The organism is Achromobacter sp. D7-1 (genome assembly GCF_059760445.1).
This window is the reverse complement of record NZ_JCBAMT010000023.1, coordinates 34313-56165: the sequence shown is the minus strand read 5'-3', so window position 1 is coordinate 56165 and position 21853 is coordinate 34313. Positions and strand designations below refer to the sequence as shown.

Here is a 21853-nt window from a genome sequence, read left to right as displayed (position 1 = left end):
TTGGCGCGGTGATTTCCCGGCACCCGGGCCTGCTGCACGATCTGCAGACGGTCTATGGTGCCGAGGACCTGTACAACTTGCTTGAGGTGATTGCGGTGGACGCACACAACAGGCGCGTCCTAGCTGAACCGAGGTAATTGCATGGCCACCATCATCGATGCCTTGCTCGTCACTGCGGGGTTCGATCCGAAGCGCTTCGCGGCGGACAGCTTTTCCGGTGCGGTCAGTCTGGCCCAAATGGCCCAGAATCTGGATATGAGCACCGAGCGGCTGTCCGCGTGGCAGAAGGCGGCCGAGCGGGCGGGCGGAACTGCTGAAGCCATTTCCGCCCAATTGAGGGAATCCTCGGGCGAGGTCGCCAGATTCAACCGCGGATCCGCCGCGGACTCGCTACCTGGGTTCTTTCGCAACGGCGGCAATGTCGGCGACCTCAAGGACGGGAACACCTATCTTCTGGCCAGGTCGAGGATCATTGCCGATCTTTACCAGAAGGACAGGGCCCAGGCCGCGCTGGCCGCCCAGGACATGGGCATCAGCGAAGGCCTGTTCAATCTGTTCAAGCGCGGGCCAGACGAGCTCGAACGGCTGCTTCAGGTCCAGGAGAAACGCGCTGCCATCTCCGGCAACGATGCGGAAGCTGCCTCGCAGCTGCGCGACCGGTACCTGGACCTGCGCGACACCTTTGAATCGGTGAGCGTCAAGGTGCTGCTGGCGCTCATGCCGGCGTTTGAGCGGCTTATCTCGCTCGCACAGGGCTGGGGCGATTATCTGCTTGAGAACCGAGACGAGATCGTCGAGTGGGTCGACGGCGCGGCGCAGGCCATCGTGAAGTTCATTGATGCAGTCGATTCGGCGGCGCAGGCGGTGGGAGGATGGCAAAACGTCCTGCTCGTGCTGGGGACGCTCAAGATTCTGTCCTGGGCGAATTCGCTGCTGAGCCTGGCATCTGCCTTGGGGGCCGTGGCTACGGCCCTCGGAACCCTCGGGGGCGCTGGCGCGGCGACAGGCCTGGGTGTGTTGAAACGCTTGGGACCTGTGGCGCTGAGAGCGGCGGGACCTGTCGCGGCAGTCGTCGCATCGTTGTTCGGCAGCAAGGACTTGAACTCAGGCGAGGATGAAACCTTGGCGGCGATGAGAAATCCCGCGCTGAAGAGCAAGGAGGTCGTCGATGCGGTCAGGTACTTCGAGTCCAAGGGCTATGCCCGGGAGGCGGCCGTGGGGCTCGTGGCCAACCTGCAGGCCCAAAGCAACTTGGACCCCAGGGCCGTGGGCGCTGATGGCGTTTCCGCTGGCATCGGACTATGGAATCCGCGACGCCAGGCCGACTTCAAGCGCGTATATGGCATGGACATGCGCGAGTCCACGGTTGAACAGCAGCTGGATTTCGTCGCCAGCGAGTTGGAGAGCACCAGGCGTAGGGCTGGAGTACATCTGGCAGCCGCGACCACCCCGGCCCAGGCCAGCGTGGCCGTGTACCGCCACTTTGGGTTGAGCAAGTCCGAGGGGGCCAGCTCAAGCGAAGAGCGCAAGCTCGCCGCCGCTGCCGGAGCAATCCATGGGACGCTTTCCCTTGAAGATCAGGAACGAGGCGCCGCGGCTGCGGCTACTACAGCTGCGGCAGCGCAAGCCAGCGCTGCCGGCATTCCGAGCAGCACGGCTACCACCAACAATACCTCCGAAACCCATATCCACGGCCCCATCACGATTGTGACGCAGGCGACGGATGGTGCGGGAATCGCTCGTGATTTGGGACGAGTGGGGGGCTCCCAGAATCTCGTCCAACAAGGCAATACGGGGATGTTCTGATGCCACTTGTTCCTTTTCCCGATGTCCCGAGCAGTCCGGGCGTACCGGCGGTCTTCCGCGAAGTGACCATTCCTTCCATCTCCGAGCTGGCACGCTTCGGATCGGAGGCGCTGACCGATCTGATCTTCGGTCCTCCTCGCTGGGGCTTGTACGGCGCCGATGGGCAACAGATGCTGGTTTTCGAGACGTTTCTCAGCATCGCCTTCAGTGAAACCACCCAGATATCCAGTTATCCCTCGGAGCAGGGTGGGTTTTCAGCCTTCAACAAGGTCGATGCGCCATTCGAGGCGACCATCAAGCTGGCGCATGGCGGCGACCCGGCATCGCGCAACATCATGTTGTCCGTGCTGGAGCGTATCGTCGGCAGCACGGAACTGTACACAGTGGTGACGCCCGAGATCGTCTATCCGTCGGCCAACCTGGTGAAGTACTCATATACCCGCGCCGACAAGAACGGCTCCAGCCTCCTGGTCGTCGATCTGACCCTGCTCGAAGTCCGGCAGACGGCCGTCCCGCTATCGCCGGCCACGCAGGACCCCAGCGGCGCGAATGAAGAGAGCAATGGCCAGGTACAGGCGTTCGAGATTGACGCCTATCCCCGGCGCGACCAGAACAAGGTCGCGGATCTGGAGCCTATCCAATGAAGAGAATTCCCTTGAGACCCGTGCCGGCGCAAACGCTCAGCGTCGTGTTGTCCGGGCAGAACTGCCAGATCGCCGTCCATCAGAAGTCGACCGGGCTTTATCTGGATCTTGAACTCGACAATGCGCCTATCGTGACGACGGTGCTTTGCCATGACCGGGTACGGCTTGTGCGGTCTGCCTACCTGGGCTTCGTTGGGGATCTGGCCTTTGTGGACACTCAGGGCCACGCCGACCCGCAGTATCAGGATCTCGGCTCGCGTTTCGTACTGGCCTACATGGAGCCGCTGGAACTATGAGCTTTATCAAACGCCGGTTGGACGTGACCATCAGCCTGGGCAAGGGGAAGTTCGGCGACGAGCAGGGGCCGGACGTGACGCTCCGCGGTTACCGGATGACGGTGGACATTCCTCTCTATACCGCATTCGAGAACGGTCCACTGACCCTGCTGGTCCACGGACTGAATCAAGACCTGATGAACAGGCTGACGACGATAGGGCCGATCATGGAGGAACGCCGGGGAAAGAACCTTGTCAGGATCAACGCAGGGGGAGACTCCGGTACGCCATGCCTGGTCTACGAGGGAGATATTGTCGAGGCGTGGGCTGGCTACGGAATGGCCTCAGACGGCAAAGCGGCCCCTGGGGGCGTGTTCACGGTCAAGGCCGAGGTGGCCGGGGCCAAACAGGTGAAGCCCGCGTCCGCCAGGTCATTTCGCGGCGCGAAGCAAGCGCAAGAAATCATGTGCGATATCGCCAAATCGATGGGATTCAAGGGCGAAAAAAGCGGGCAGGACTATGTATTGGCCGACCCCTATTTCTCCGGAACCGACATGGACCAATTGCGCAGTTGCGCCAAGGCCGCCCGTGTCAATTTCACGATAGACCGCGGCGTCCTGTCAGTCTGGCCAGAGGGCGGCTACAGAAAGGGCGATCCGATCGGCGTAGCGCCGGAAACGGGGTTGATCGGATATCCGGCGTTTACCAGCAAGGGACTTCAATTGACGACGCTCTACAACCCGAATCTAGGATTGGGAAAAAGGGTGCAGGTCATCAGCACCGTCGAACCCGCGCATGGCGAATGGATCATTGTGAGTCTGTCCCACAAGCTGGAGGCAGAGGTGCCCGGCGGCGTCTGGCAGTCGGTGGCGGTATGCAAAAGGAACCTCAATGGCTGAGCAATACGGATACGCAGGGCTGGCGCAAGCCGGCCAGGGCGACAGCGAGTTCGGCGCCTTGCAGTTCCTGATCAGCCAGGCTTTGAATCGAGTCAGTACGGCGACGCTCGTCAAGGTGGTGTCGGTGACGAATTCAGGCGGGCTGTCGCCGGTGGGTTTCGTCGATGTGCAGCCGCTCGTCAACCAGCTCGATGGGGCCGGCAATGCCGTGCCACATGGCGTCCTGCATCGCCTTCCTTACTTCCGCCTGCAGGGCGGAGCGGACGCCATCATCCTGGACCCGAAGGTCGGTGATGTTGGCATGGCGGCTTTCGCGAATCGGGACATCTCGCTAGTGAAGACTTCGAAGGCGCAGAACAACCCTGGTTCCTGGCGTTCGCACGACATGGCGGATGGACTGTATTTCGGCGGTCTGCTGAATGGGACGCCGATCCAGTACGTGCAGTTCACGGCCGGCGGCATCAACGTGGTCTCACCCTCCAAGGTGACAGTCAGCGCGCCCGACATCGAATTGAACGCCAGCGCGCAATGCGCGTTGAACTCTCCCCAGATCGTGCTTAACGGCACGGTGCGGCAGGGCGGCGGATCCTTGGGCGGCACGTCCACCTGGCAAGGCGACATGAACACGCTGGGTACGCTGCGCAACAACGGCAAGGACGTGGGCAGTACCCACACGCATTCCGGCGTGCAGAGCGGGCCGGCAAATACAGGAGCGCCTAATTGAACACCCTGCTGCTAGACCGGACGGCTTGGGATCTGGTGCTCGACGCCGCGGGCAATATCGCGCTGGCGTCCAAGCCCTACGCCGTTGCGCAGGACGTCGCCAGCGCCATCAAGCTGTTCAAGGGCGAACTGTTCTACAACACCCTCCCTGGCGTTCCCTACTGGGAAGAATTCCTGGGCCATCAGCCGCCGCTGGCCTTGGTGCGAGAGCACGTCAGGCGTGCCGCGATGACGGTCCCCGAAGTGGCCAGCGCGATTTGCACGCTGACCTCCTATACCGACCGCGCCCTGGCGGGCTACGTCGAGATCACCCTGCAAGACGGAACGACGCATACCGTCAGCTTCTGAGGAAACCATGCCGAACAACTCGAAAGTGCCGCGCGTGCAGTTCACGCCGGAAGGGCTGGTGTTGCCCAACGAATCCGACATCCTGGCCGGCGTCCTGTCCGACATGGACGCCGCGTTCGGCGGCGGGCTGAATCCCGCGCTGGAAACGCCCCAGGGCCAGTTGGCCTCCAGCACCACCGCCATCATCGGCGACAAGAACAACGAATTCGCGGCCTACGTGAACCAGGTTGACCCGGCCTTCGCGCAAGGGCGCATGCAGGACGCCATCGGGCGGATCTACTTCCTGGACCGCAAGCCTGGTACGCCCACCGCCGTCATTGCCACGTGCACAGGCCTGGTGGGAGTGACCATCCCAGTGGGCGCCCGCGCCCAGGCGGTGGATGGCAATCTGTACCTGTGCACCCAGGCGGGAACCATCCCTGCCAGCGGGCGCATCGATCTTCCCTTCGCCTGCTCGGTCGATGGACCGGTGGATTGCGCGCCTGGCGCACTGAACCAGATCTATCAGGCCATCCCCGGTTGGGACTCGGTGTCGAACGCAGACGCCGCAACGGTGGGCAGCCATGTCGAAAGCAGGGTGGAGTTCGAGGAGCGCCGGCGGCAGTCGGTGGCGCTGAACGCCCGCGGCTCGATCCCCGCGATCTACGCCAACGTGGCGAACGTGGAGGGCGTCATCGATGTTTATGTGACAGAGAATGATCTCGCCGTGCCGAAGACAGTAGGCGGCGTCGTCCTGCGTCCGCATTCCATCTGGGTGGCGGTGACGGGCGGGGAGGCAGCGGATATTGCCGATGCCATCTGGCGCAAGAAGAGCAACGGTTCCGACTACAACGGCAACACCTCCTACACCATGGAGGACAAGGAGGGCTACGCCTATCCCTATCCCTCGTATGTCGTGACGTGGGAAACGCCTGCGGCATTGCCCGTGCGCTTTGCTGTGCAGCTGGCTGACAACCCGGCCTTGCCGTCCGACATTGTTGCCTTGGCCAAGCAGGCGATCGCGGACGCCTTCAACGGCGGGGATGGCGGGCAGAGGGCGCGCATCGGCTCAACCATTTACGCGAGCCGGTTCTATGCGCCCATTTCGGCGCTGAGTCCCGTGGTCTCCATCCTCTCCTTGCTTCTGGGCTCCGAGACGCCGTCGGCCGCCAGCCTGGTCGTTCCGATCAACCGCCGGCCCACGGTCACGGCGGATGATATTTCGGTGACCTTGATATGAGCATCATCCCAAAACCGGGACTGGTGGCTCGCACCCTCATCAGTCAGTACGCCAACAGTCCCACGCTGGTCCAGTTGATCAACGACATGGACGACTACATCAACCCGGACGCTGATTTCGACGCCTTCCATGACTTCGTCTGGAACGTCGAGACTGCGCAGGGCTTTGGCCTGGACATTTGGGGCAGGATCGTCGATGTCGGCCGGATGCTGACCATCCCGGGCGACGTCACCTATTTGGGCTATGACGAGGCGGCGAGCTGGCAGCCCTTCAATCAGGCGCCGCTGTACATCGGCGACCAAGCGACGCAGACCTATCGGCTGGCGGACGATGCGTACCGCCGTCTAATTCTGGTCAAGGCGTTGGCGAACATCACCGATTGCACGTCGCCGAGCTTGAATCGCCTGCTTTCCAATCTATTCGAGGGGCGCGGCCGGTGCTATGTGAGCGATACCGGAAACATGGAGTTCCGCTATGTGTTCGAGTTTGCTCTGGAACCGTATGAAATCGCGATCCTGACCCAGTCAGGAACCATTCCAAAGCCGGCCGCCGTTTTGGCCAACGTTCTGCAGGTCGACCTGCCTTCCACCTTCGGATTCATCGAGGGGCTGATGCAGCCTTTCGGGTCCGGCGTATTCTTTACTTCATCGAGGCTCATCAATGCAGGCTAGCAACGCACCTTCCAAGTCGCCGGTCCCCTTCGCCGAGAGCGGCTCCAAGAACACGATCCCTGTAGCGTCGCAGATCGGCGTCACGCCAGGCCTGGCGTCCTTCACCGACGGATTTCCGCCCTTGACCATGACGCCACTGGCGGCTGGTGGCATCCCGCCGCGTGGGCAGGACTTCAACGGCATTCTGTACTTTCTTAGCAACGCGGCGCGCTGGAGTCAGGCGGGTGGCCGGTACCCCTATGACGCAGCGTTTGCTACAGCGATCGGTGGGTACCCCAAGGGAGCCATATTGACAGCGGCTACCGGAAACGGAAGTTGGCTGAACCTGGTCGAAAACAATACCGGGAATCCAGACGCTGGCGGTGCAAATTGGGTTGCGTTGGCCGCAGGGATCGCGACCACCGCTCAAGCACAGGCGTGGACCGACGACACTGCGACGATTACTGCCAAGAAACTGGCGGATGCGTTCAAGGGTTCCAATCAGGACCTTGCCGTGAGCGGCTACCAGAAGCTTCCAGGTGGCCTGATTCTTCAATGGGGTGTTGCTTCCGGTTCCCTGGGAGGCACTGCTGCCATTACCTTTCCTATCGCATTCCCTAACTCGGTGTTTCACGCCCAAGCATCCTATGTCGCAGGCGTTGACCCTGGAACGGGTCCTTCCCCGGGAACGGGCGGGACGCTTTTTTTTCCTCTGACGAATACAGGCGTAAGCGTTCGTTTCGCCTCTGGCTATGCAAGCTGCCGCTACCTTGCGTGGGGTTATTGACGGTCTTATCAGAGTAGGGAAAGAGCTATGCATACTTATTACGCCGCTTCCACGGGCGGATTCTATCTCGACGGAATTCATGATCAAGCGGCCATACCCTCAGACGCCGTGGCGCTCATTGGGGGAGATGCCGAGCGCCTGAGGTTGCTCGATGGAATATCGAGAAACAAGCGAATTGTTCCCGATGAATCCGGTTATCCAATCTCGCAGGACTACCCCCCGGTTTCGGACGAAGAAGTGGTCCAATTGATTCGACAGGAGCGGACCTTGAAGTTGCGGAACAGCGACTGGTCTCAATTGGCGGACGTACCTGAATCTATCAGGGCCGCGTGGGCAATATACCGTCAGGCCCTCAGGGATGTGACGAAACAGCCAGGATTCCCCCATCAGGTAGATTGGCCCGTTTTCCCAACCGAGAATTGGCAGGCGCCATAGATGTGAGTTCGTACGTACCCGCAACCGCCCTTTGAACGTTTGACGAACAGTCGAGCCTACGCCATGGACATTACCTATCATGACCAGGCGATTTGAGCCTCAATCGACCATGTCGCAACCCGCTATGGCGGGTTTTTTTTGCGCCTGTAGGGGAAGCAAGCAATGAGCAATTTCGAACTATCGCAATGCAGCCTGTCCCGTCTCGTAGGCGTGCACCCCGATCTGGTCGAGGTGGTGAAGCTGACCATCCAGCGTACGGCTGTCGATTTCACTGTTATCGAGGGTGTGCGCACGCCGGAACGCCAGTTGGAATTGGTCGCGCGGGGAGCCAGTCGGACTCAGAACAGCTATCACATCAAGCAGGCCGACGGTTACGGCCACGCGGTCGACCTGGCTCCCCTGGTGGGCGGCGCCATCCCCTGGAATGACTGGGCGACGTTCCGCGGGCTGGCGGACGCTGTGAAGGCGTGCGCCGCCGAGCTGGGCGTGCCGGTGGAATGGGGCGGTGATTGGAAGCGCTTCAAGGACGGTCCGCATTTCCAGATCCCGCGCGATTGGAAGGGCCCTACTGGCGGCACGTTGTTGGGGTAGCGATGGATTTCGAAAAGGGAGTCTACGCAGGCCTGGCGCTGCTGGTTACCGGATTCGTCGGCAAATGGCTGGTGCCGCTGCTCATGCGGATGCTGGAAAACAGCGTCGCCAGCGCCGCGGCGTCAGGCGGTGCGCTAGCCACGATCACCCTCGAACGCGACCAGTGGAAGATGCGGGCGATCGACCTCGACCGGCAACTTCAGGAAATGCGCGCGGATTGGGCATCGATGAAAGGTGACATGCGCCTGATCAAATACCAGTTGCACGAGGCGCGTGTCCGCATTGCTCAATTGACAGGCGAACCGCTGCCTGCGAGCGAGGACGATATGGGAGAGGATCTTGGGAAAGGTCACTGAGCGGATGAACCCGTTCTGGAAGATGGCCGCGCCTTGGATCGGCGGCGCGGCCGTGGCGCTGGTGCTGAGCGCCGGCGTCGTGCTGTACGGATCCAGCCGCTACCACGACGGCGTGGCCAAGGCGAAAGCCGACCATGCGTTGGCCGAGCTCAACGAGTTCAAGGTCCAGACCGGCCGCCTGGCCGGCATCGCTACCACATTCGAGGCGAACGTAGCCGCGCTGCGCGGCGCCGAGCCCAAGGTCATTGAGAGGTACACCCGTGTCGAAGGCCAAAGCCCTTTGCCTGCTGGCTGCCGCATTGATGCTGGCCGGCTGCGGCATATCAACGAAGCCGCCCGCCTGGCCAATGCTCCCAGCCAATTTGGCGTGGCCGTGCCCGCCATTACCGGAAGTGACAAGCGATAGTTGGGACGACTTCGCTCGGAGCTACATTGTCTTGGCGATTCAATATGGAGAGTGCGCCGCGCAGCATCGAGCGGTGGTGGAAGCTTGGCCGGGGCCAACTTATGGCCCGGTCCACAACGTAATGCAGTCCAGCAATCAGGGGAGTAATGGCTGGTGACCTGCGTCGAATGCCCACTACGGAGGGAGACGCATGTTCATGCCACGTGACGGCCGGCCGCAGACCGTCTTTCACCACCCCAAGCAAAAGCCCGCAAGCGCAAGCCGCGGGCTTTTCATTCCTACCCTTCAAAAGGACTCTTCTTCTTCCTGCGATTCACCGGCCGGAGGATTTCACCTGATTTGAGCCGGTACACGTCTTTACCCTCCCAGATCACGGTGCCGCCGGTGGACAGGCGGCATTGCAGCACTATGTGTGGATCGGGACTGTCGTCCGTCGCGGGTTCTTGAATGATATGTCGCTCGATCCGGTATTGGTCTCCAGCTGCCGAGACCGCAATCACATCCTCCAGTCGTCTACATGAGATTGACATGATGAGCCTCCTTCACTGCGCCACGTTGAAACCTGTGGTGCCGAGGTCATCGTCTCGATTGGCCGTATCGCTGTCAATGCTGCTGGGGCCCATCATCCAAGCGTATGCACGGCGCTTCCCCTGGGAGCGTCGTGCATACGCATGAGGCGGTGCATGCGTTTGATCTAGGCTGTTTTCAAGGCCGGGCGGGCGTTGAAATGAAGTCGCGGTTTGATGTATCGGCGGTCGCCGCGGAGCCTGGACTCGACCTTATTCAAGCTTCACGTTGGCGGACTGGATGACGCCGCGCCACTTCTTGTAGTCTGCCGCGATGGTCTGCGAGAACTGCGCGGGCGTGGTGGGCATGGCAGTTGCGCCTTGCGCCGCCAGCGCATCCTGTACATCCTTCAGCGCGAGGATCTTGTTGAGTTCCGTGTTCAGCGTCTGGATGATGGGCTTGGGCGTGTTCGCGGGGGCCAGCAGTCCGTACCAGACGCGCACGTCGAAGTCGGGATAGCCGGATTCGGCGATGGTGGGTACGTCGGGCATGGCCGGGCTGCGCTTGAGCGAGGTCACGGCCAGCGGGACGGCGCTGCCGGCCTTGATCTGCGGCGCGGCCGAGGGGATCGACGTGAAGATGACGGGCACCTGGCCGCCGAGCAGGTCGGCCATGGCCGGCCCCGATCCCTTGTAGGGCACGTGGACGAGCTTGATGCCTGCCTGGAGCTGCAGCAGTTCGGCGGCCAGGTGGGTGATGGTGCCTGCTCCCGGCGAGCCGTAGTTGATTGTTCCCGGCGCCTTCTTGGCGGCAGCGATCAGGTCCTTGAGGGATTTGTACGGACCGTTCTTGCCGGCCACGACCACCAGCGGGGCTTCGCCGACGATACCGATCGGCTCGAAGTCCTTGACCGGGTCATAGGCCAGCTTGGTGTAGAGCGAAGGGGCGACGGCCAGGTTGTCGACCTGGCCCATGACGATCTCGTAGCCGTCCGGCTTGGCGCGCGCGGCGGTGGTGATGCCTATGGTGCCGCCGGCGCCGGGCCGGTTCTCGGCGACGACGTTCCATTTGACCGAGTCGGACAGTTTGGCGGCGACGGTGCGCGACAGGAAGTCGGTGCCGCCGCCAGGGGTGAACGGCACGATGACCCGTATGGGCTGGTTCGGGTACTGCTGTGCGGCGGCGGGGGCGCAGGCGGCGAGCGCGCAGGCCGAGAGCATAAGGGCACGTAGCATGGTTGTGGTCTCCATTCCTTGGTGGGTGCGTCCGGTCGTGAGCGCCAGACGTCGGTTACTGCGGATGCTGCTGATGCGTACTGCGGGTTCGGTTGCCGCGGGCGGCCATAAATAAGGTCATGCTGGCTAGACGGCTCCTGTCTCGTGAAGTTCCCGGATCCGGTCGCGGGACAGGCCCAGTTCCTCCAGGACCGCGTCGGTGTCCGCGCCTAGCGCGGGCGCGGCGCAGCGGGCCTGGCAGGGGGCCTCGGCGAATTTGATGGGAAAGCCCAGCATGCGCACCTGCTGGCCGTCGGGATGCGGGACGTCGATCGCCATTTGCTGGTCCGCCACCTGCGGATCGTCGAAGACTTCCTGCAGGTTCAACACTTGCCCGCAAGGCACGCCATACTGGTTCAGGCGTTCGATCCAATAGTGGCTGTCCCTCTGGCGGGTGCGGGCTTCGATGGCGTTCTTGATGGAGGCGCGATTCAGCATGCGGTCGGCGTTGGCCCGGAAATCCGGATGCGCGCGCAGTTCGGGCAGTTCCAGCGCGTCCAGCAGTTTCTCGTACATGGCGTCGTTGGACGGAGCGATCGCGACCTGGCCGTCGGCGGTCTCGAACAGCCCGTAGGGCGCGACGATCCCGTGGTCATTGCCGGTGCGCGGGGGCAGCTCGCCGCTGGCGAAGTAGTTCGACGCCTGGAAGCTGAGCAGTCCTATCATGCTGGACAGCAGGCTGACGCTGATGGAGTCGCCGCGGCCGGTGCGTTCGCGGCGCAACAGCGCGGCGACCACGCCCAGCGCGCCGTTCAGGCCGGCGACCAGGTCGCTGATGGGCGGGCCGGCGCGCATGGGCGGATCGTCCTCGCCGCCGTTCAGGCTCATGAAGCCGCTCATGGCCTGGGCTATGAAGTCGAACGCGGGCCGGTCGCGATAGGGACCGGAGGTGCCGAAGCCGTTGATGCTGCAATGGATGATGTCCGGCCGCAGGGCTTTCAGGGCCTCGTCGCCGAAGCCCATCTTGTCCATGATGCCGGGTCGGTAGTTCTCGACCACGACGTCGCAATGCGGTATCAGCTGGCGCAGGATGTCCTTGCCTTCCGCGCTGTACAGGTCCAGCGTCACCGAGCGCTTGTTGCGGTTGTAGTTGGCGAAGTACCAGCTCAGGCCGTCCTTGACCACGCCCTGGCGGCGGATAGGGTCGCCTTCGCCGGGGGCTTCGATCTTGATCACTTCTGCGCCCATGTCGGCGAGGATGGAGGTGCAGTACGGTCCCGAGATGATGCGGGTCAGGTCCAGGACGCGGATTCCGGTAAGTGGCATGGTGTGCATCTGCTCAGGTTTTGGTTTTCGGTCAGCCGCCCAGTCCTGGCAGCCATAAGGTCAATGGAGGAAAGGCGCAGATCAGCGCAAGCACGATCAGCGACCAGATGAAGAAGGGAATGATCTCGCGCACGATGGGGCCTATTGGAGTGCGGCCCACGGCGGATGTGACGAACAGCAGGATGCCGACAGGCGGGGTCAGCATGCCCGTCATCAGGTTCAGGATCAGGATCATGGCGTACTGGATGGGGTCCATGCCCAGCTGGACTCCGATAGGCAGCAGCGCCGGCAAGGTGATGATCATCGCCGGCAGCGGCTCCAGGATCTTGCCCACCAGGATCAGGAACACGTTCACCGTCAACAGCACGACCCAGGGCTGGTCGGAAATGCCCAATATGCCCTGGGCAATGGTGGCCGCCACGCGCGACTCGCTGATCAGCCAGCTGAACGGACCTGCGGCGGCCAGCAGGAACAGGACCACCGCCATGGTGCGTCCGGCCGAATAGAACGCCGATCCCAGTTCGGCCGGCTTCAGTTCCCTGTACACGGCCAGGCCCACGAGCAGGGCGTACATGGCAACGAACGCGGCCGCTTCGGTGTCGGTCAGGAGGCCGAAGCGTATGCCGGCGATGATCAGGACTGGCATCATCAGCGCCCAGATGGAGGCGCGCGTGACCTTGGCCCGTTCGGGCCAACTGGCCCGTGGACGCGATTTGTAGCCGTGCCGCCGCGCCTGCCAGGCGCAAATCGCCATGTAGCCTGCCAGCAGCATGAAGCCGGGAATGATGCCGGCCAGGAACAGGCGGATGATGGAGAGGTTGGCCAGCACCGCGTACACGATCATCGGGATCGACGGCGGCAGGATGGGGCCCAACATGGCGCCGCAGGCGATGACGGCCTCGGGATAGCCGCGCCGGTAGCCCTCCCGCTTCATCGAGGGGATCATCGCGGTGCCGATGGCGCTTGCATCCGCCACGGCGGAACCGCTGATGCCGGCCATGACCAGGTTGGTGGTCAGGGACACTTGCGACAGGCTGCCGCGCATGTGTCCGACCATGGCCATGGACCAGTTGATGAGCCGCAGCGTGACGCCGCCGCGGTTCATGAGTTCGCCCGCCAGGATGAACAGCGGAATCGCGACCAGCGCGGTCTCGTCTATGCCGCCCAGCATCGAGAGCGGAGCCTGCGCGATATCGACCCCGCCGCCGCCCTTGAACAGCATGCCGATCAGGGCCGCGGTGATCATGGCGAAGCCTATGTCCAGCCCCACCAGGATGAGCACAACGAAAAGCACGACGGAGAAGAGGATCATGGATGCGTTCCCTGAGTGTCCAGCTCGTCGTGCGCGAAGGCGTCATGCGGCGGGGGAGCGTTGGGGATCAGCAGGCGCAAGGCGAGGAACAGCATGAAGAACACCATGCCCACGGTCAGCGAGGCGTAGCTGACCGCGTAGGTGAACGGCGTCCCCACGATGTCCTGGAAGTTCCCCACGGCGACGACGTCCAGGCCCTTGTAGAACAGGGTCGCTGCCAGTGCCAGCAGCAGGACATCGAACAGGCGGTCGCGCGCGCGCCGCAAGCGTTCCGGCAAATGGCGGTCGATGATGTCTATCACCACGTTGCGGCGTTCGCGCAGGGCCATGGCGGCGCCGACGAACGCACACCACAGCATGCCTATGCGGGCGACCTGGTCCCAGGCGTCGAACTGCGTTTTCAGCAGATACCGGTCCAGTACCTGGGCGAAGCAGAACACCAGGATCATGGCCAGGGTGAGGGCGACAGCGAGCCGGCCGATCCAGCACACGGTGCGGTCGGCTCGCAGGACCAGGCCGCGCCAGCCGGATGTGGCGTGAACCGCCGGGCGTACCGTCGTCGCGGGCATGGGCGCGGTCATCTGCTACTCCTGCATCTTCTGGATGCGCTCGACCATACCGGCCGGCCAATCCTTGCCTTCGTACTGCTGATAGACGGTGGCCAGGGCCGCCTTGAACGCCGCCTTGTCGGGCTGCGTGTACGTGACGCCGGCTTGCTTCAGGATCTTGACCGCGTTGTCGTCCAGTTCCTGGTCGAGCTTGGTGGCGACCTTGCCGCCGGCCTTGGCTGCCTCGGTCAGCGCCTGGCGCTGCTTGGCGTCCAGGCTTTGCCAGACGCGCTCGGAAATGAACCAGCCGGTCAACTCGTAGGCGTGATCCGTGGTCGCCCAGTACTTGGCCTCTTCATGGAAACGCAGCGGAATCGACAGGTCGAAGCCGTTGTCCTGGCCGTCTATCATGCCGCGGCCCAGCGCGGTGTAGATCTCGGTCATGCCCAGCGGCACGACCTGCGCGCCGAGCTTCTCGAAGGTGGTTTTCAGGATGGGAATGGACGGAACGCGCAGCTTCAGGCCCTTGACGTCTTCTGGCTTGTTGATCGGGCGCGACACGGTTTGCAGCGCGCGCGGCGAGCGTATGCCGAAGGCCGCGAATACCCTGACGCCTGATTTCTTGGCCACGTCGTCGAAGATCTGGGCGAACTCGTCGCTGTTGATGATGCGCTCGGCCTGTTCGCCGCTCTTGAACAGATAGGGCGCGTACAGGATGTTCAGCGGCTGGGCGCCGCGCAGGAACACGACGGAGCCCAGGCCGAAGTAGCCCATGTCCAGGGTGCCCAATTGCATGGAAGACAGGATCTTGCTGATGTCGCCCAATTGCCCGTCTGTGTAGATGTGGACTTGCAGGTCGTTCTGGGATTGCTTGGCGGCTTCCTCGGCGAAGGCGCGCATGGCGTGGTCCCAGGGGCTGTTGGACGCGGCGATGGTCGCGATCTTCATTTCCCGCGCCTGCGCCTCGTCCATGGGCGCGAACACCCCGGCGAGGGTTACCGACAGCGCCAGCAGGGATGCCGAGGCGCGGACCAGGAACGGCGAGTGTTTTTTGTTCATGATGTCTCCTCCGGAATGCGGATCCGGCCTACCAGTTCCAGTGCACGGGCTTGATGCCCGCTACCGGCGAATCGAACACCGCCAGGCTTGAACCATTGATGCAGCCCATGTATGCGGTCTTGCGGTCGGGGCCGCCGAACGCCAGGCTGGTGATGTTCTGCAGCCGCTTGCTGTGGTTGTCGTAGACCATGGGGCGGCTCAGGCGGTTGGCCAGGTACTCGGCCTCCAGCCGATCGATGTGCGCGGCGTCGCCGTCTTCCAGCACGAGTTGCTGCTCCCCTTTGGGGCTGACCCGTATCACCCGGTTGGAGACCACGCTGACCACCCAGATGTGGCCTTCTTCATCGACCGCCATGCCGTCGGGATAGGTGCCCTTGCCGAACTCCGTGATGACTGTGCGTTCGCTGAGGTCGCCGTTGGCGCCGATGCGAAAGCGCAGCAGGCGCCGGCCGAAGGTTTCGTTGACGTACAGGTGCGTGCCCGCGGGATCGGTACGGCATTCGTTGGTCCAATGCACGTCCTGCGCGACGATGCGCGTGCCATTTTCATCATGCAGGGCGATGAAGCCGTCGGCGATGTCGCGGCGGAACTGATGGTCGCCGCGGCGCACGGTGCTGACGCAGATCCACAGGCGCTCACGGTCGTCCAGCCAGACGAAGTTGACGCTGGGCAGGCCCACGCCGTCGATCTCCATGATGTGAGGCGCGGCGGCGCCGTCGCGCTGCACACGCCAGACGCCGCCGTCGTCGGCCAGGTTCGCCACGGCGAACGAGCCGTCGCGCAGCAGCGCGAAGCCGTTGGGGATCAGGCCAGGCTGGGCGCCGATCAGGCGGGCGTCGCCGTTGGGCAGGATGTGGCGTATGCCACCGGCCTTGTCCGACACGTAGAGATCGCCCGCCGCGGTGCTCAGCACGCATTCGGGGCGGTTCAGGTTGACGCCGGTCTCGCGCACGGCCGAGAGGCCGATCAGCGGGTCGCGATTCGATTCTCTGTCCATGCGGCCTCCTTAACCGACCGCGCCGGCGGCGACGTTGTAGTCGTGCAGACGCAGGCGCGGCCCCGCCTTCATCAGCTGGCCGGGCAGGCCGCGGCCGACGATGCCTTCCAGCCGCTGGGCCACCTTGATCAGCGCGCCCAGGTCGATGCCGCTGTCCACACCCATCTCGTCGAGCAGGTAGACCAGGTCTTCAGTGCAGATGTTGCCGGTGGCGCCGGGTGCGAACGGACAGCCGCCCAGCCCCGCCAGCGAGGATTCGTAAGAGGTGACGCCGGCGCGCAGGCCTTCCACCACATTCACCAGACCGATGCCGCGCGTGTTGTGGAAGTGCAGCGAGATCTTGACGTCGGGATGATCGGCGCGCAGCGCTTCCACCGTGCTGCGCACCAGTTTGGGCGTAGCCATGCCGGTGGTGTCTCCCAGCGTCACGGCGTCGAAGCCCTGCCGGACGAAATGGTCGAAGATGGTCCGGATGCGGCCCAGGTCGACGTCGCCGTCGAAGGGGCAGCCGAAGGCGACGGCGATCGCGCCCTTGCGCTTGATCGGATGGCCCTTCAGCAGTTGCGCGATGTCCTCGATGTCGCGCAGCGACTGTTCGACGGGACGGTTCAGGTTCTTGGTGTTGTGGCTTTCGGTGGCGGACAGGAACACGACGATCTCGTCGGCCTGCGATTGCAGGGCGCGTTCGACGCCCTTGCGGTTGGGTGCCAGCGCGCCCAGCACAACGCCGGGGCGCTTGCGCACGCCCTGCAGCACTTCCTGGGCGTCGCGCATCTGCGGCACGGCGCGTGGCGAGACGAAGGACGTGGCTTCGAAGTGCCGTACGCCTGCATCTATCAACGCGTTCAGGATCTGGATTTTGGTGTCGGTGGGCACGAATTCGGACTCGATCTGCAGTCCGTCGCGCAGGCCGACTTCCACGATTTCGACTCGGTCTGGAAGGCTCACGGCTTCGGTCTCCTGGCGCCCGGATCCTGCGCCCGCAGGGGCCTTGCGCGGCGATGTCCGGGACATGGGTTGTCGGCCACCATCTTCTGCGATGGGACCCAGGCAGGACAAATCGTGAATCTTCGGCGGGGTATCGCGAAATGCGATGGCTGGAGCCGGATGCTTCGCGCGCGGGCAGACCTGGTTGCCTTATTGCTGCGTTGCGGCTTGGACGATCAGGTGATCCAGCAGCAGCCGGGCGGCTCCCGACAGCGATTCGTTGCTGCGCACGCACAATTTCAATTGGCGGCGCGCCCAGGCATCGGTCAGCGGAATGATGCAAAGCTCGTCACACACGTACGCGGACAGAGCCTTGGTGGGCACGATGCCTATCCCCAGGTCCGCGCGCACCATGGATACCAGCGCGTCATAGGATGTGACCTGGAAGCGCAGCCGAAGCGAGCGGTTCATGGAGGCGGCCTCGCGCGTGAACAGATAGTTTGCGGCGCTGCCCCGGTGCATGCCCACGTGGTCGTAATCCAGCGTATCGGCGAACGATACCTGCCGGTGCCGCGACAAGGGATGCCCCGCCGGCGCCACCAGCGCCATGACGTCGCGATGGTAGGGAAATATGTCCAATCCGTTCTCGTCATCGGACTGCGTGTAGACGCCGATGTCGGCAGCGTTGTCGATCACGGCGCGCGTGACGCCGGCGCTGACGGATTCCTCCAGATCGATCTGCACATTGGGATGCTGCGTCAGGAAGCGGCGCAATTCCATGGGCAGGAACTGGGCGATGGAGGACAGGTTCGCCGCGACGCGCACGCGGCCGCGCAATCCGGTGGAGTAGTCGCGGATCTCCGCGGCCAGATCCTGGGTTTGATGCAGCAGGGTGCGTGCGCGCCGCGCCAGCGCATGCGCGGCGCTGGTCGGCTCCACGCCGCGCGCATGGCGCTGGAACAGCGGCACGTCCAGGACGCGTTCGAGCTCGGACAGGCGCTTGGAGAGCGCGGATGGCGCGATGTGCTCGCGCGTGGCGGCAGCGGCGATGCTGCCTTCTTCCAGCACTGCCAGGAACACCTGCAGGGTATATAGATCCAGACGAGGGGTCATGGGTAGCTGCGCATAGACACGTCCGCGAGGATAGCGGGTGTCTCGCGCGGCGGACCTAGGGGATTACGCCTAGCCGATTTCCACCCAGCCCGACGCCGCGTCCTGGGCCAACAGCTCGCCGATGGTGGTTACTGCTATCCGGCCGTCGGCTGTTCCCAGGGCCAGTTGTTCGCCCTGCGCGTCCATGGCGTGGACCAGCGTAGGCAGACCGTCCAACCGCATTGCGGCGCGCAGCCGGACTGCGCCCGACGCGGCGTCCAGCAGCAACAGGCCGCCGTCCAGGAATGCGGCCGCGATCAGTCCGGGGCGGGGCAGGAATATGACCGCGCTGGCCGACGCGGTGGTTGGATGGCGCCAGAGTTCGCGGTCGCGCTCCAGCGGCTTGCGGTATATGAAGCCGGCGCAGGCGACGTGGACGGCGGGAGAGTAGTGCCGGCCGCTGACGACCAGGCCGGCGCCTTGCGCATCCTCGAGATAGCAGCCGCAAAGCTCCATGGCGTGGCTGTCGGGCTTGCCGTTGGCCTTGAGCACGGGCCAAAGCGGTTTGATCTGGCCATCGGGCGCGACCATGCACAGGCGCTTGGCCTCGTGGGAGCTTGCGGGTGTGCCCTGCACGCAGAACAGCGACGGCGCGCCGCTGATGCGGATGTAGTGATTGAAGCAGTCGTAGTGTCCCAGGTCCACGCGCCGTTCGGCGCCCGAATGCAGGTCGCGCAACCGATCCTGCGCGTTCCTGGCCGCGGGGACGCGGTTCATGCGCCCCAGCAATATGCCGGGGGCTGATGCCGAGAATGTGAATTCGCCGTCGTACTCGGCGACGAGGTTCAGTCCTTCGTCCGTCAGCGAGTAAAGCCTGGAGTCCTGGCGCCACGTCATGCCGGGCCGGTTCGAAGGCTCCACGACGTGCACGTGGATGCCCGCCGCCCGGATGATCTCGGTTCCGTATCCGGCGCCCGTGTATGTTGCTATCGGGCCGCCGCCGGTGTCATGGATTTCGAGCAGGCAACCGTCGTGCGCCACGGCGATGCGTTGGTGGTCCAGCCAGGCGAGATCGCAGATCGCGCCCCGGTTCGCCAGCTCGGGCAGACCGAGCCATTGCGCAAGGCGGGCCTGGGGCGCCGGCGTGTCGGCGGACGGCTCGTCCGCTGATGAGCCCCCATCGCGGGAGAGTTCCAGATCCTTGGAGCAGGGCGAGGACCAGCTCGCTTGGTCGTAGGGGATGCGCACCGCAAACAGGGTGTTGAACGCGGCGTCGTGTACGTCCTCGGGCAGTCCCTCCCACTCCTCGTCCCAGGGCCGGACCCACGCTTCGATCTGGTCGCCGGCGGCGTTGTAGGCGCAGCGCACGACTTCGGGGATGCGGTTGAAGAATCGCTGCCGCAGGCCGCTATGCCAGTCCCAGGCGAGCAGGTCGCCTTCGAACAGGTAGCCGCCGTCATAGCTGCCGGCGCCAATCGCAACGACGCTCTGGGCCGGATGGAAGGCCACGTCGTTGACGGGGAAGCGCAGATCGTCGAGGGCGGCGAAAGGGGCGAGGCCGCCGCGGCGGTACAGGGCGACGCGGTATCGCAAGGCTTGTCCGCCATAAGCGGCGCGCGCACGCGGATTCGCCAGCAAGGGAAATTCGGAAGCCACGGCGGCGATTTCGCCGGTCGGGTCGAAAAAAACTCCGGTAATCTTGCCGCTGCCTCGCAGCGGCGGATCCGTGATCATGGCCATTGCCAGTTCTCCGCGCGGCTGCGCCTTGTCGATGCCGAATGCTAGCGCAGCTTGCGCAGTCGTTCCGCCTGCGCCGCTAGCGCTCGGCCACCGTCCGGAGCAGGGGGGAATCGAACATGGCGGCAGGCGAAATGATGGGTTCATCCCAGGGGATGTCCCGTCCGTAGCGCTCCTGCATCTTGGCGCGCACCGCCGGGGATGAAAGGTCGAAGCGCTTGAGCGGCGCGAGCGCCCCGATTTCCACGCCCAGCGCGCGCTGGTAAACCTTCCAGACCAATTCCGAGCAGTAGATCCTGTCGTCCGACCAGGCAAACACCAGGTCGTAAGGCTTGCCCACGAACGCGGCGCCGGCGTTTGCCAGCTGCGTCTGCGCGACAGGCGTGAGCCGCGCATCGTCGCGCAGGCGCTTGATCACGTAGTGGCCGCGTTCGCCTTGCGCGGCCCATTGTTCGAGCGGCGTGTAGCTGACGCTGGCCGCGGCTTCCAGCACATAGGGGGCGCCCTGGCGCATGACGATCATGCCCATGTGGCTGTATGGCGAATGCGTGGCCTGCTGGATGGCCAGGCTTTGCGCAGAGCGGGATTGCTGGAATACCAGGTCGCCCGTCTGGACATCGGCGGTTGCGGCTGCGGCCAGGGAAAGCGCGGACAGTACGGCCGCGGTGGCGGCGCGCGCCCACGGCGCCGGGCTCATGTGCGAGCCCGGCTGGCGGCCGGCGTCTCCTTCTTGGCGCGGGGTTTGGCCGCGGGTTTGGGGTCTTGGGCGGGAGCGTCGAACTCCTGTTTGTTGCGTTCGCCCCGCGGGGTATTTTCCGGATGCGGCTTGGGAAAAGCCCAGGGCTTGGTTTTCTGATCCATTGCATGTACTCCTTGCACAGGCGGAACAGTAGCATTAGCCGTGGCGCTGGGTAAGTGAGGGTTGACGTCAATATTCATCACATCGTGATTTTCAGGTGAAAAAACGATGGATTCGACCCGCTCCAGCCTCTTATGTTCCGCCCTGCAGGATCAGGGCCTGTCAACTCTGACAGGACGCTCCCTTGGCATGGACGCAGGCGCTAGCCGGCTTCCGGCCGGTCTTCCAGCCAGATGCGGTCGAACTGTTCGCGTGCGTGGAGCGCCCAGTCGTCGATGGCGCTGCGCACGTCGTCCGCGGTGGGCTTGCGGTCCGCGGGCAGATTGCCGCCCGTGACGGTGCCCAGCGAGGTGATGAGCAACTCGTTGGTATTGGCGTCGCGCAAGGCGGCTTCGAGCAGCAGGCGCGCGGACTGGTCGCGGTAGCCGGCCGCCTTGACGGTCTGGCCGATCACGAAGCCGATGGGGATGTATTCCATCATCCTGGGGTCGCGTTCGTTGCGGAACGTGCCGGTGATGGCGGCGCTCAGGCGCAGCGCGTGCGGCGTGGGCCGGGTCAGCAGTTGATAGCCGGCTTGTTCGAACTCGCGCCGGAGCGCCTCGTTCAAGTAGGCCAGCGCGCGCTCGCGCATGGCGCTGTCGCCCTTCATGTCCAGTTCGTCCGGCCGGTCGCCTTGAATGTATTGCACCGGTTCCAGGATGAGCTTTTTCTGATACTGGCTGGCGATGGGCGGACCGGGCCGCACCCAGACCATGCCGGCGCTCCAGTCGGGATCCTGCTTGAGGCGGCTTTGGTTTTCGCCCAGAGAGGTGGAGTAGTTCTGCGGCTTGGGCAGGTTGGTGCAGCCGGCAAGGCCGATCGCCGCACAGCAGACGGCCAGAGCGAGGCGGATCTTCATGTTCTTCTCTTTTCCTGAAAGTGATGCCCGGCGCGGCGGGCGGAAAGGGCCGCACGCGCGCCGGGGGCGGGCCAATTATTGCTCCATTCCGATCCGGCTTTAGCGCTACAGGCGGCATGAAACTCTTGTTCCGCCGGAAAGCAGAATTCCATTTTGGGAAAACCGGATGCTGCTTTTGGCAAGCGGAAGCGCCATTCCGGGTAGGCCGCAATAGCCGCCGCAAGAAGCCGCAGCGGGA

27 protein-coding genes are annotated in these 21853 nt (G+C 63.8%); 14 read left to right on the top strand and 13 right to left on the bottom strand.

Features of this window, described 5'->3' with window-relative positions; all coding sequences use genetic code 11:
- Positions 1–141 precede the first annotated feature (141 nt).
- The 14 genes from AC6LKD_RS12740 to lysC all read left to right on the top strand — a co-directional run bounded on the left by AC6LKD_RS12740 (position 142) and on the right by lysC (position 9296).
- Positions 142–1806 (top strand): phage tail tip lysozyme, encoded by a 1665-nt coding sequence (locus tag AC6LKD_RS12740; RefSeq protein WP_498116429.1) that lies wholly within the window; start codon positions 142–144, stop codon positions 1804–1806.
- Positions 1806–2450 carry a hypothetical protein gene (locus tag AC6LKD_RS12735; protein ID WP_498116427.1) on the top strand — a complete coding sequence of 215 codons (645 nt, stop codon included), beginning with the start codon at positions 1806–1808 and terminating at the stop codon, positions 2448–2450. Before AC6LKD_RS12740 ends, AC6LKD_RS12735 begins: the two co-directional genes overlap by 1 nt.
- Positions 2447–2746, top strand: coding sequence for a phage baseplate plug family protein (locus tag AC6LKD_RS12730; RefSeq protein WP_498116425.1), 300 nt, complete (start codon positions 2447–2449; stop codon positions 2744–2746). The genes AC6LKD_RS12735 and AC6LKD_RS12730 overlap by 4 nt, the downstream gene beginning before the upstream one ends.
- Positions 2743–3624 carry a baseplate hub protein gene (locus AC6LKD_RS12725; RefSeq protein WP_498116424.1) on the top strand — a complete coding sequence of 294 codons (882 nt, stop codon included), beginning with the start codon at positions 2743–2745 and terminating at the stop codon, positions 3622–3624. The genes AC6LKD_RS12730 and AC6LKD_RS12725 overlap by 4 nt, the downstream gene beginning before the upstream one ends.
- Positions 3617–4348 (top strand): oxidoreductase, encoded by a 732-nt coding sequence (locus AC6LKD_RS12720; protein WP_498116422.1) that lies wholly within the window; start codon positions 3617–3619, stop codon positions 4346–4348. The genes AC6LKD_RS12725 and AC6LKD_RS12720 overlap by 8 nt, the downstream gene beginning before the upstream one ends.
- Positions 4345–4695: a contractile injection system sheath initiator gene (locus AC6LKD_RS12715; protein WP_498116421.1), complete on the top strand. Its 351-nt coding sequence runs from the start codon at positions 4345–4347 to the stop codon at positions 4693–4695. The genes AC6LKD_RS12720 and AC6LKD_RS12715 overlap by 4 nt, the downstream gene beginning before the upstream one ends.
- Positions 4696–4702: 7 nt before the next feature.
- The gene (locus tag AC6LKD_RS12710; protein WP_498116419.1) at positions 4703–5914 is read left to right on the top strand and encodes a baseplate J/gp47 family protein; all 1212 of its coding nucleotides are present in this window, start codon (positions 4703–4705) and stop codon (positions 5912–5914) included.
- Positions 5911–6585, top strand: a complete 675-nt coding sequence (locus AC6LKD_RS12705; protein WP_498116418.1) for a DUF2612 domain-containing protein — start codon at positions 5911–5913, stop codon at positions 6583–6585. The genes AC6LKD_RS12710 and AC6LKD_RS12705 overlap by 4 nt, the downstream gene beginning before the upstream one ends.
- Positions 6575–7351, top strand: a complete 777-nt coding sequence (locus AC6LKD_RS12700) for a gp53-like domain-containing protein (protein WP_498116416.1) — start codon at positions 6575–6577, stop codon at positions 7349–7351. Before AC6LKD_RS12705 ends, AC6LKD_RS12700 begins: the two co-directional genes overlap by 11 nt.
- A 27-nt stretch (positions 7352–7378) precedes the next feature.
- Positions 7379–7786 (top strand): tail fiber assembly protein, encoded by a 408-nt coding sequence (locus AC6LKD_RS12695; protein ID WP_498116415.1) that lies wholly within the window; start codon positions 7379–7381, stop codon positions 7784–7786.
- A gap of 162 nt (positions 7787–7948) precedes the next feature.
- Positions 7949–8377, top strand: coding sequence for a M15 family metallopeptidase (locus AC6LKD_RS12690; RefSeq protein WP_498116414.1), 429 nt, complete (start codon positions 7949–7951; stop codon positions 8375–8377).
- 2 nt (positions 8378–8379) lie between these two features.
- A complete protein-coding gene (locus tag AC6LKD_RS12685) occupies positions 8380–8733 on the top strand; it encodes a hypothetical protein (protein WP_498116413.1) in 354 nt (117 codons plus the stop codon).
- Positions 8717–9139: a hypothetical protein gene (locus tag AC6LKD_RS12680; protein WP_498116412.1), complete on the top strand. Its 423-nt coding sequence runs from the start codon at positions 8717–8719 to the stop codon at positions 9137–9139. Before AC6LKD_RS12685 ends, AC6LKD_RS12680 begins: the two co-directional genes overlap by 17 nt.
- On the top strand, positions 9036–9296 hold the full coding sequence (gene lysC, locus AC6LKD_RS12675) for an Rz1-like lysis system protein LysC (RefSeq protein ID WP_498116410.1): 261 nt from the start codon (positions 9036–9038) through the stop codon (positions 9294–9296). The genes AC6LKD_RS12680 and lysC overlap by 104 nt, the downstream gene beginning before the upstream one ends.
- 121 nt (positions 9297–9417) lie before the next feature.
- Here lysC and AC6LKD_RS12670 read toward each other — a convergent pair whose 3' ends face one another.
- The 13 genes from AC6LKD_RS12670 to AC6LKD_RS12610 all read right to left on the bottom strand — a co-directional run bounded on the left by AC6LKD_RS12670 (position 9418) and on the right by AC6LKD_RS12610 (position 21615).
- Complete coding sequence (locus AC6LKD_RS12670) at positions 9418–9669, bottom strand: hypothetical protein (protein ID WP_492276630.1); 252 nt, start codon at positions 9667–9669, stop codon at positions 9418–9420.
- A gap of 249 nt (positions 9670–9918) precedes the next feature.
- A complete protein-coding gene (locus AC6LKD_RS12665) occupies positions 9919–10881 on the bottom strand; it encodes a Bug family tripartite tricarboxylate transporter substrate binding protein (protein ID WP_498116409.1) in 963 nt (320 codons plus the stop codon).
- A 126-nt stretch (positions 10882–11007) separates the two neighbouring features.
- A complete protein-coding gene (locus AC6LKD_RS12660) occupies positions 11008–12186 on the bottom strand; it encodes a CaiB/BaiF CoA transferase family protein (RefSeq protein WP_498116408.1) in 1179 nt (392 codons plus the stop codon).
- A gap of 31 nt (positions 12187–12217) precedes the next feature.
- Complete coding sequence (locus tag AC6LKD_RS12655; protein WP_498116406.1) at positions 12218–13498, bottom strand: TRAP transporter large permease; 1281 nt, start codon at positions 13496–13498, stop codon at positions 12218–12220.
- On the bottom strand, positions 13495–14079 hold the full coding sequence (locus AC6LKD_RS12650; protein ID WP_498116405.1) for a TRAP transporter small permease: 585 nt from the start codon (positions 14077–14079) through the stop codon (positions 13495–13497). Before AC6LKD_RS12650 ends, AC6LKD_RS12655 begins: the two co-directional genes overlap by 4 nt.
- Positions 14080–14082: 3 nt before the next feature.
- Positions 14083–15105 (bottom strand): TRAP transporter substrate-binding protein, encoded by a 1023-nt coding sequence (locus AC6LKD_RS12645; protein WP_498116404.1) that lies wholly within the window; start codon positions 15103–15105, stop codon positions 14083–14085.
- A 28-nt stretch (positions 15106–15133) separates the two neighbouring features.
- Positions 15134–16102 carry an SMP-30/gluconolactonase/LRE family protein gene (locus AC6LKD_RS12640; RefSeq protein WP_498116403.1) on the bottom strand — a complete coding sequence of 323 codons (969 nt, stop codon included), beginning with the start codon at positions 16100–16102 and terminating at the stop codon, positions 15134–15136.
- A 9-nt stretch (positions 16103–16111) separates the two neighbouring features.
- A complete protein-coding gene (locus tag AC6LKD_RS12635; RefSeq protein ID WP_498116402.1) occupies positions 16112–17050 on the bottom strand; it encodes a hydroxymethylglutaryl-CoA lyase in 939 nt (312 codons plus the stop codon).
- A 189-nt stretch (positions 17051–17239) separates the two neighbouring features.
- Positions 17240–18142, bottom strand: a complete 903-nt coding sequence (locus AC6LKD_RS12630; RefSeq protein ID WP_492276622.1) for a LysR family transcriptional regulator — start codon at positions 18140–18142, stop codon at positions 17240–17242.
- A 69-nt stretch (positions 18143–18211) separates the two neighbouring features.
- On the bottom strand, positions 18212–19861 hold the full coding sequence (locus AC6LKD_RS12625) for a hypothetical protein (RefSeq protein WP_498116401.1): 1650 nt from the start codon (positions 19859–19861) through the stop codon (positions 18212–18214).
- 76 nt (positions 19862–19937) lie between these two features.
- Positions 19938–20555, bottom strand: a complete 618-nt coding sequence (locus tag AC6LKD_RS12620) for a YiiX family permuted papain-like enzyme (RefSeq protein WP_498116400.1) — start codon at positions 20553–20555, stop codon at positions 19938–19940.
- The gene (locus AC6LKD_RS12615) at positions 20552–20719 is read right to left on the bottom strand and encodes a hypothetical protein (protein WP_013395230.1); all 168 of its coding nucleotides are present in this window, start codon (positions 20717–20719) and stop codon (positions 20552–20554) included. Before AC6LKD_RS12615 ends, AC6LKD_RS12620 begins: the two co-directional genes overlap by 4 nt.
- A 200-nt stretch (positions 20720–20919) precedes the next feature.
- Positions 20920–21615 (bottom strand): DUF3313 domain-containing protein, encoded by a 696-nt coding sequence (locus AC6LKD_RS12610; RefSeq protein ID WP_498116398.1) that lies wholly within the window; start codon positions 21613–21615, stop codon positions 20920–20922.
- Between the last annotated feature and the right edge of the window lie 238 nt (positions 21616–21853).

Coding starts and splice junctions, on each gene's coding strand:
- AC6LKD_RS12740 (WP_498116429.1), top strand. CDS start 142: ATGGCCACCATCATCGATGCCTTGCTCGTCACTGCGGGGTTCGATCCG.
- AC6LKD_RS12735 (WP_498116427.1), top strand. CDS start 1,806: ATGCCACTTGTTCCTTTTCCCGATGTCCCGAGCAGTCCGGGCGTACCG.
- AC6LKD_RS12730 (WP_498116425.1), top strand. CDS start 2,447: ATGAAGAGAATTCCCTTGAGACCCGTGCCGGCGCAAACGCTCAGCGTC.
- AC6LKD_RS12725 (WP_498116424.1), top strand. CDS start 2,743: ATGAGCTTTATCAAACGCCGGTTGGACGTGACCATCAGCCTGGGCAAG.
- AC6LKD_RS12720 (WP_498116422.1), top strand. CDS start 3,617: ATGGCTGAGCAATACGGATACGCAGGGCTGGCGCAAGCCGGCCAGGGC.
- AC6LKD_RS12710 (WP_498116419.1), top strand. CDS start 4,703: ATGCCGAACAACTCGAAAGTGCCGCGCGTGCAGTTCACGCCGGAAGGG.
- AC6LKD_RS12705 (WP_498116418.1), top strand. CDS start 5,911: ATGAGCATCATCCCAAAACCGGGACTGGTGGCTCGCACCCTCATCAGT.
- AC6LKD_RS12700 (WP_498116416.1), top strand. CDS start 6,575: ATGCAGGCTAGCAACGCACCTTCCAAGTCGCCGGTCCCCTTCGCCGAG.
- AC6LKD_RS12695 (WP_498116415.1), top strand. CDS start 7,379: ATGCATACTTATTACGCCGCTTCCACGGGCGGATTCTATCTCGACGGA.
- AC6LKD_RS12690 (WP_498116414.1), top strand. CDS start 7,949: ATGAGCAATTTCGAACTATCGCAATGCAGCCTGTCCCGTCTCGTAGGC.
- AC6LKD_RS12685 (WP_498116413.1), top strand. CDS start 8,380: ATGGATTTCGAAAAGGGAGTCTACGCAGGCCTGGCGCTGCTGGTTACC.
- lysC (WP_498116410.1), top strand. CDS start 9,036: ATGCTGGCCGGCTGCGGCATATCAACGAAGCCGCCCGCCTGGCCAATG.
- AC6LKD_RS12670 (WP_492276630.1), bottom strand. CDS start 9,669: ATGTCAATCTCATGTAGACGACTGGAGGATGTGATTGCGGTCTCGGCA.
- AC6LKD_RS12665 (WP_498116409.1), bottom strand. CDS start 10,881: ATGCTACGTGCCCTTATGCTCTCGGCCTGCGCGCTCGCCGCCTGCGCC.
- AC6LKD_RS12660 (WP_498116408.1), bottom strand. CDS start 12,186: ATGCCACTTACCGGAATCCGCGTCCTGGACCTGACCCGCATCATCTCG.
- AC6LKD_RS12655 (WP_498116406.1), bottom strand. CDS start 13,498: ATGATCCTCTTCTCCGTCGTGCTTTTCGTTGTGCTCATCCTGGTGGGG.
- AC6LKD_RS12650 (WP_498116405.1), bottom strand. CDS start 14,079: ATGACCGCGCCCATGCCCGCGACGACGGTACGCCCGGCGGTTCACGCC.
- AC6LKD_RS12645 (WP_498116404.1), bottom strand. CDS start 15,105: ATGAACAAAAAACACTCGCCGTTCCTGGTCCGCGCCTCGGCATCCCTG.
- AC6LKD_RS12640 (WP_498116403.1), bottom strand. CDS start 16,102: ATGGACAGAGAATCGAATCGCGACCCGCTGATCGGCCTCTCGGCCGTG.
- AC6LKD_RS12630 (WP_492276622.1), bottom strand. CDS start 18,142: ATGACCCCTCGTCTGGATCTATATACCCTGCAGGTGTTCCTGGCAGTG.
- AC6LKD_RS12625 (WP_498116401.1), bottom strand. CDS start 19,861: ATGGCCATGATCACGGATCCGCCGCTGCGAGGCAGCGGCAAGATTACC.
- AC6LKD_RS12620 (WP_498116400.1), bottom strand. CDS start 20,555: ATGAGCCCGGCGCCGTGGGCGCGCGCCGCCACCGCGGCCGTACTGTCC.
- AC6LKD_RS12615 (WP_013395230.1), bottom strand. CDS start 20,719: ATGGATCAGAAAACCAAGCCCTGGGCTTTTCCCAAGCCGCATCCGGAA.
- AC6LKD_RS12610 (WP_498116398.1), bottom strand. CDS start 21,615: ATGAAGATCCGCCTCGCTCTGGCCGTCTGCTGTGCGGCGATCGGCCTT.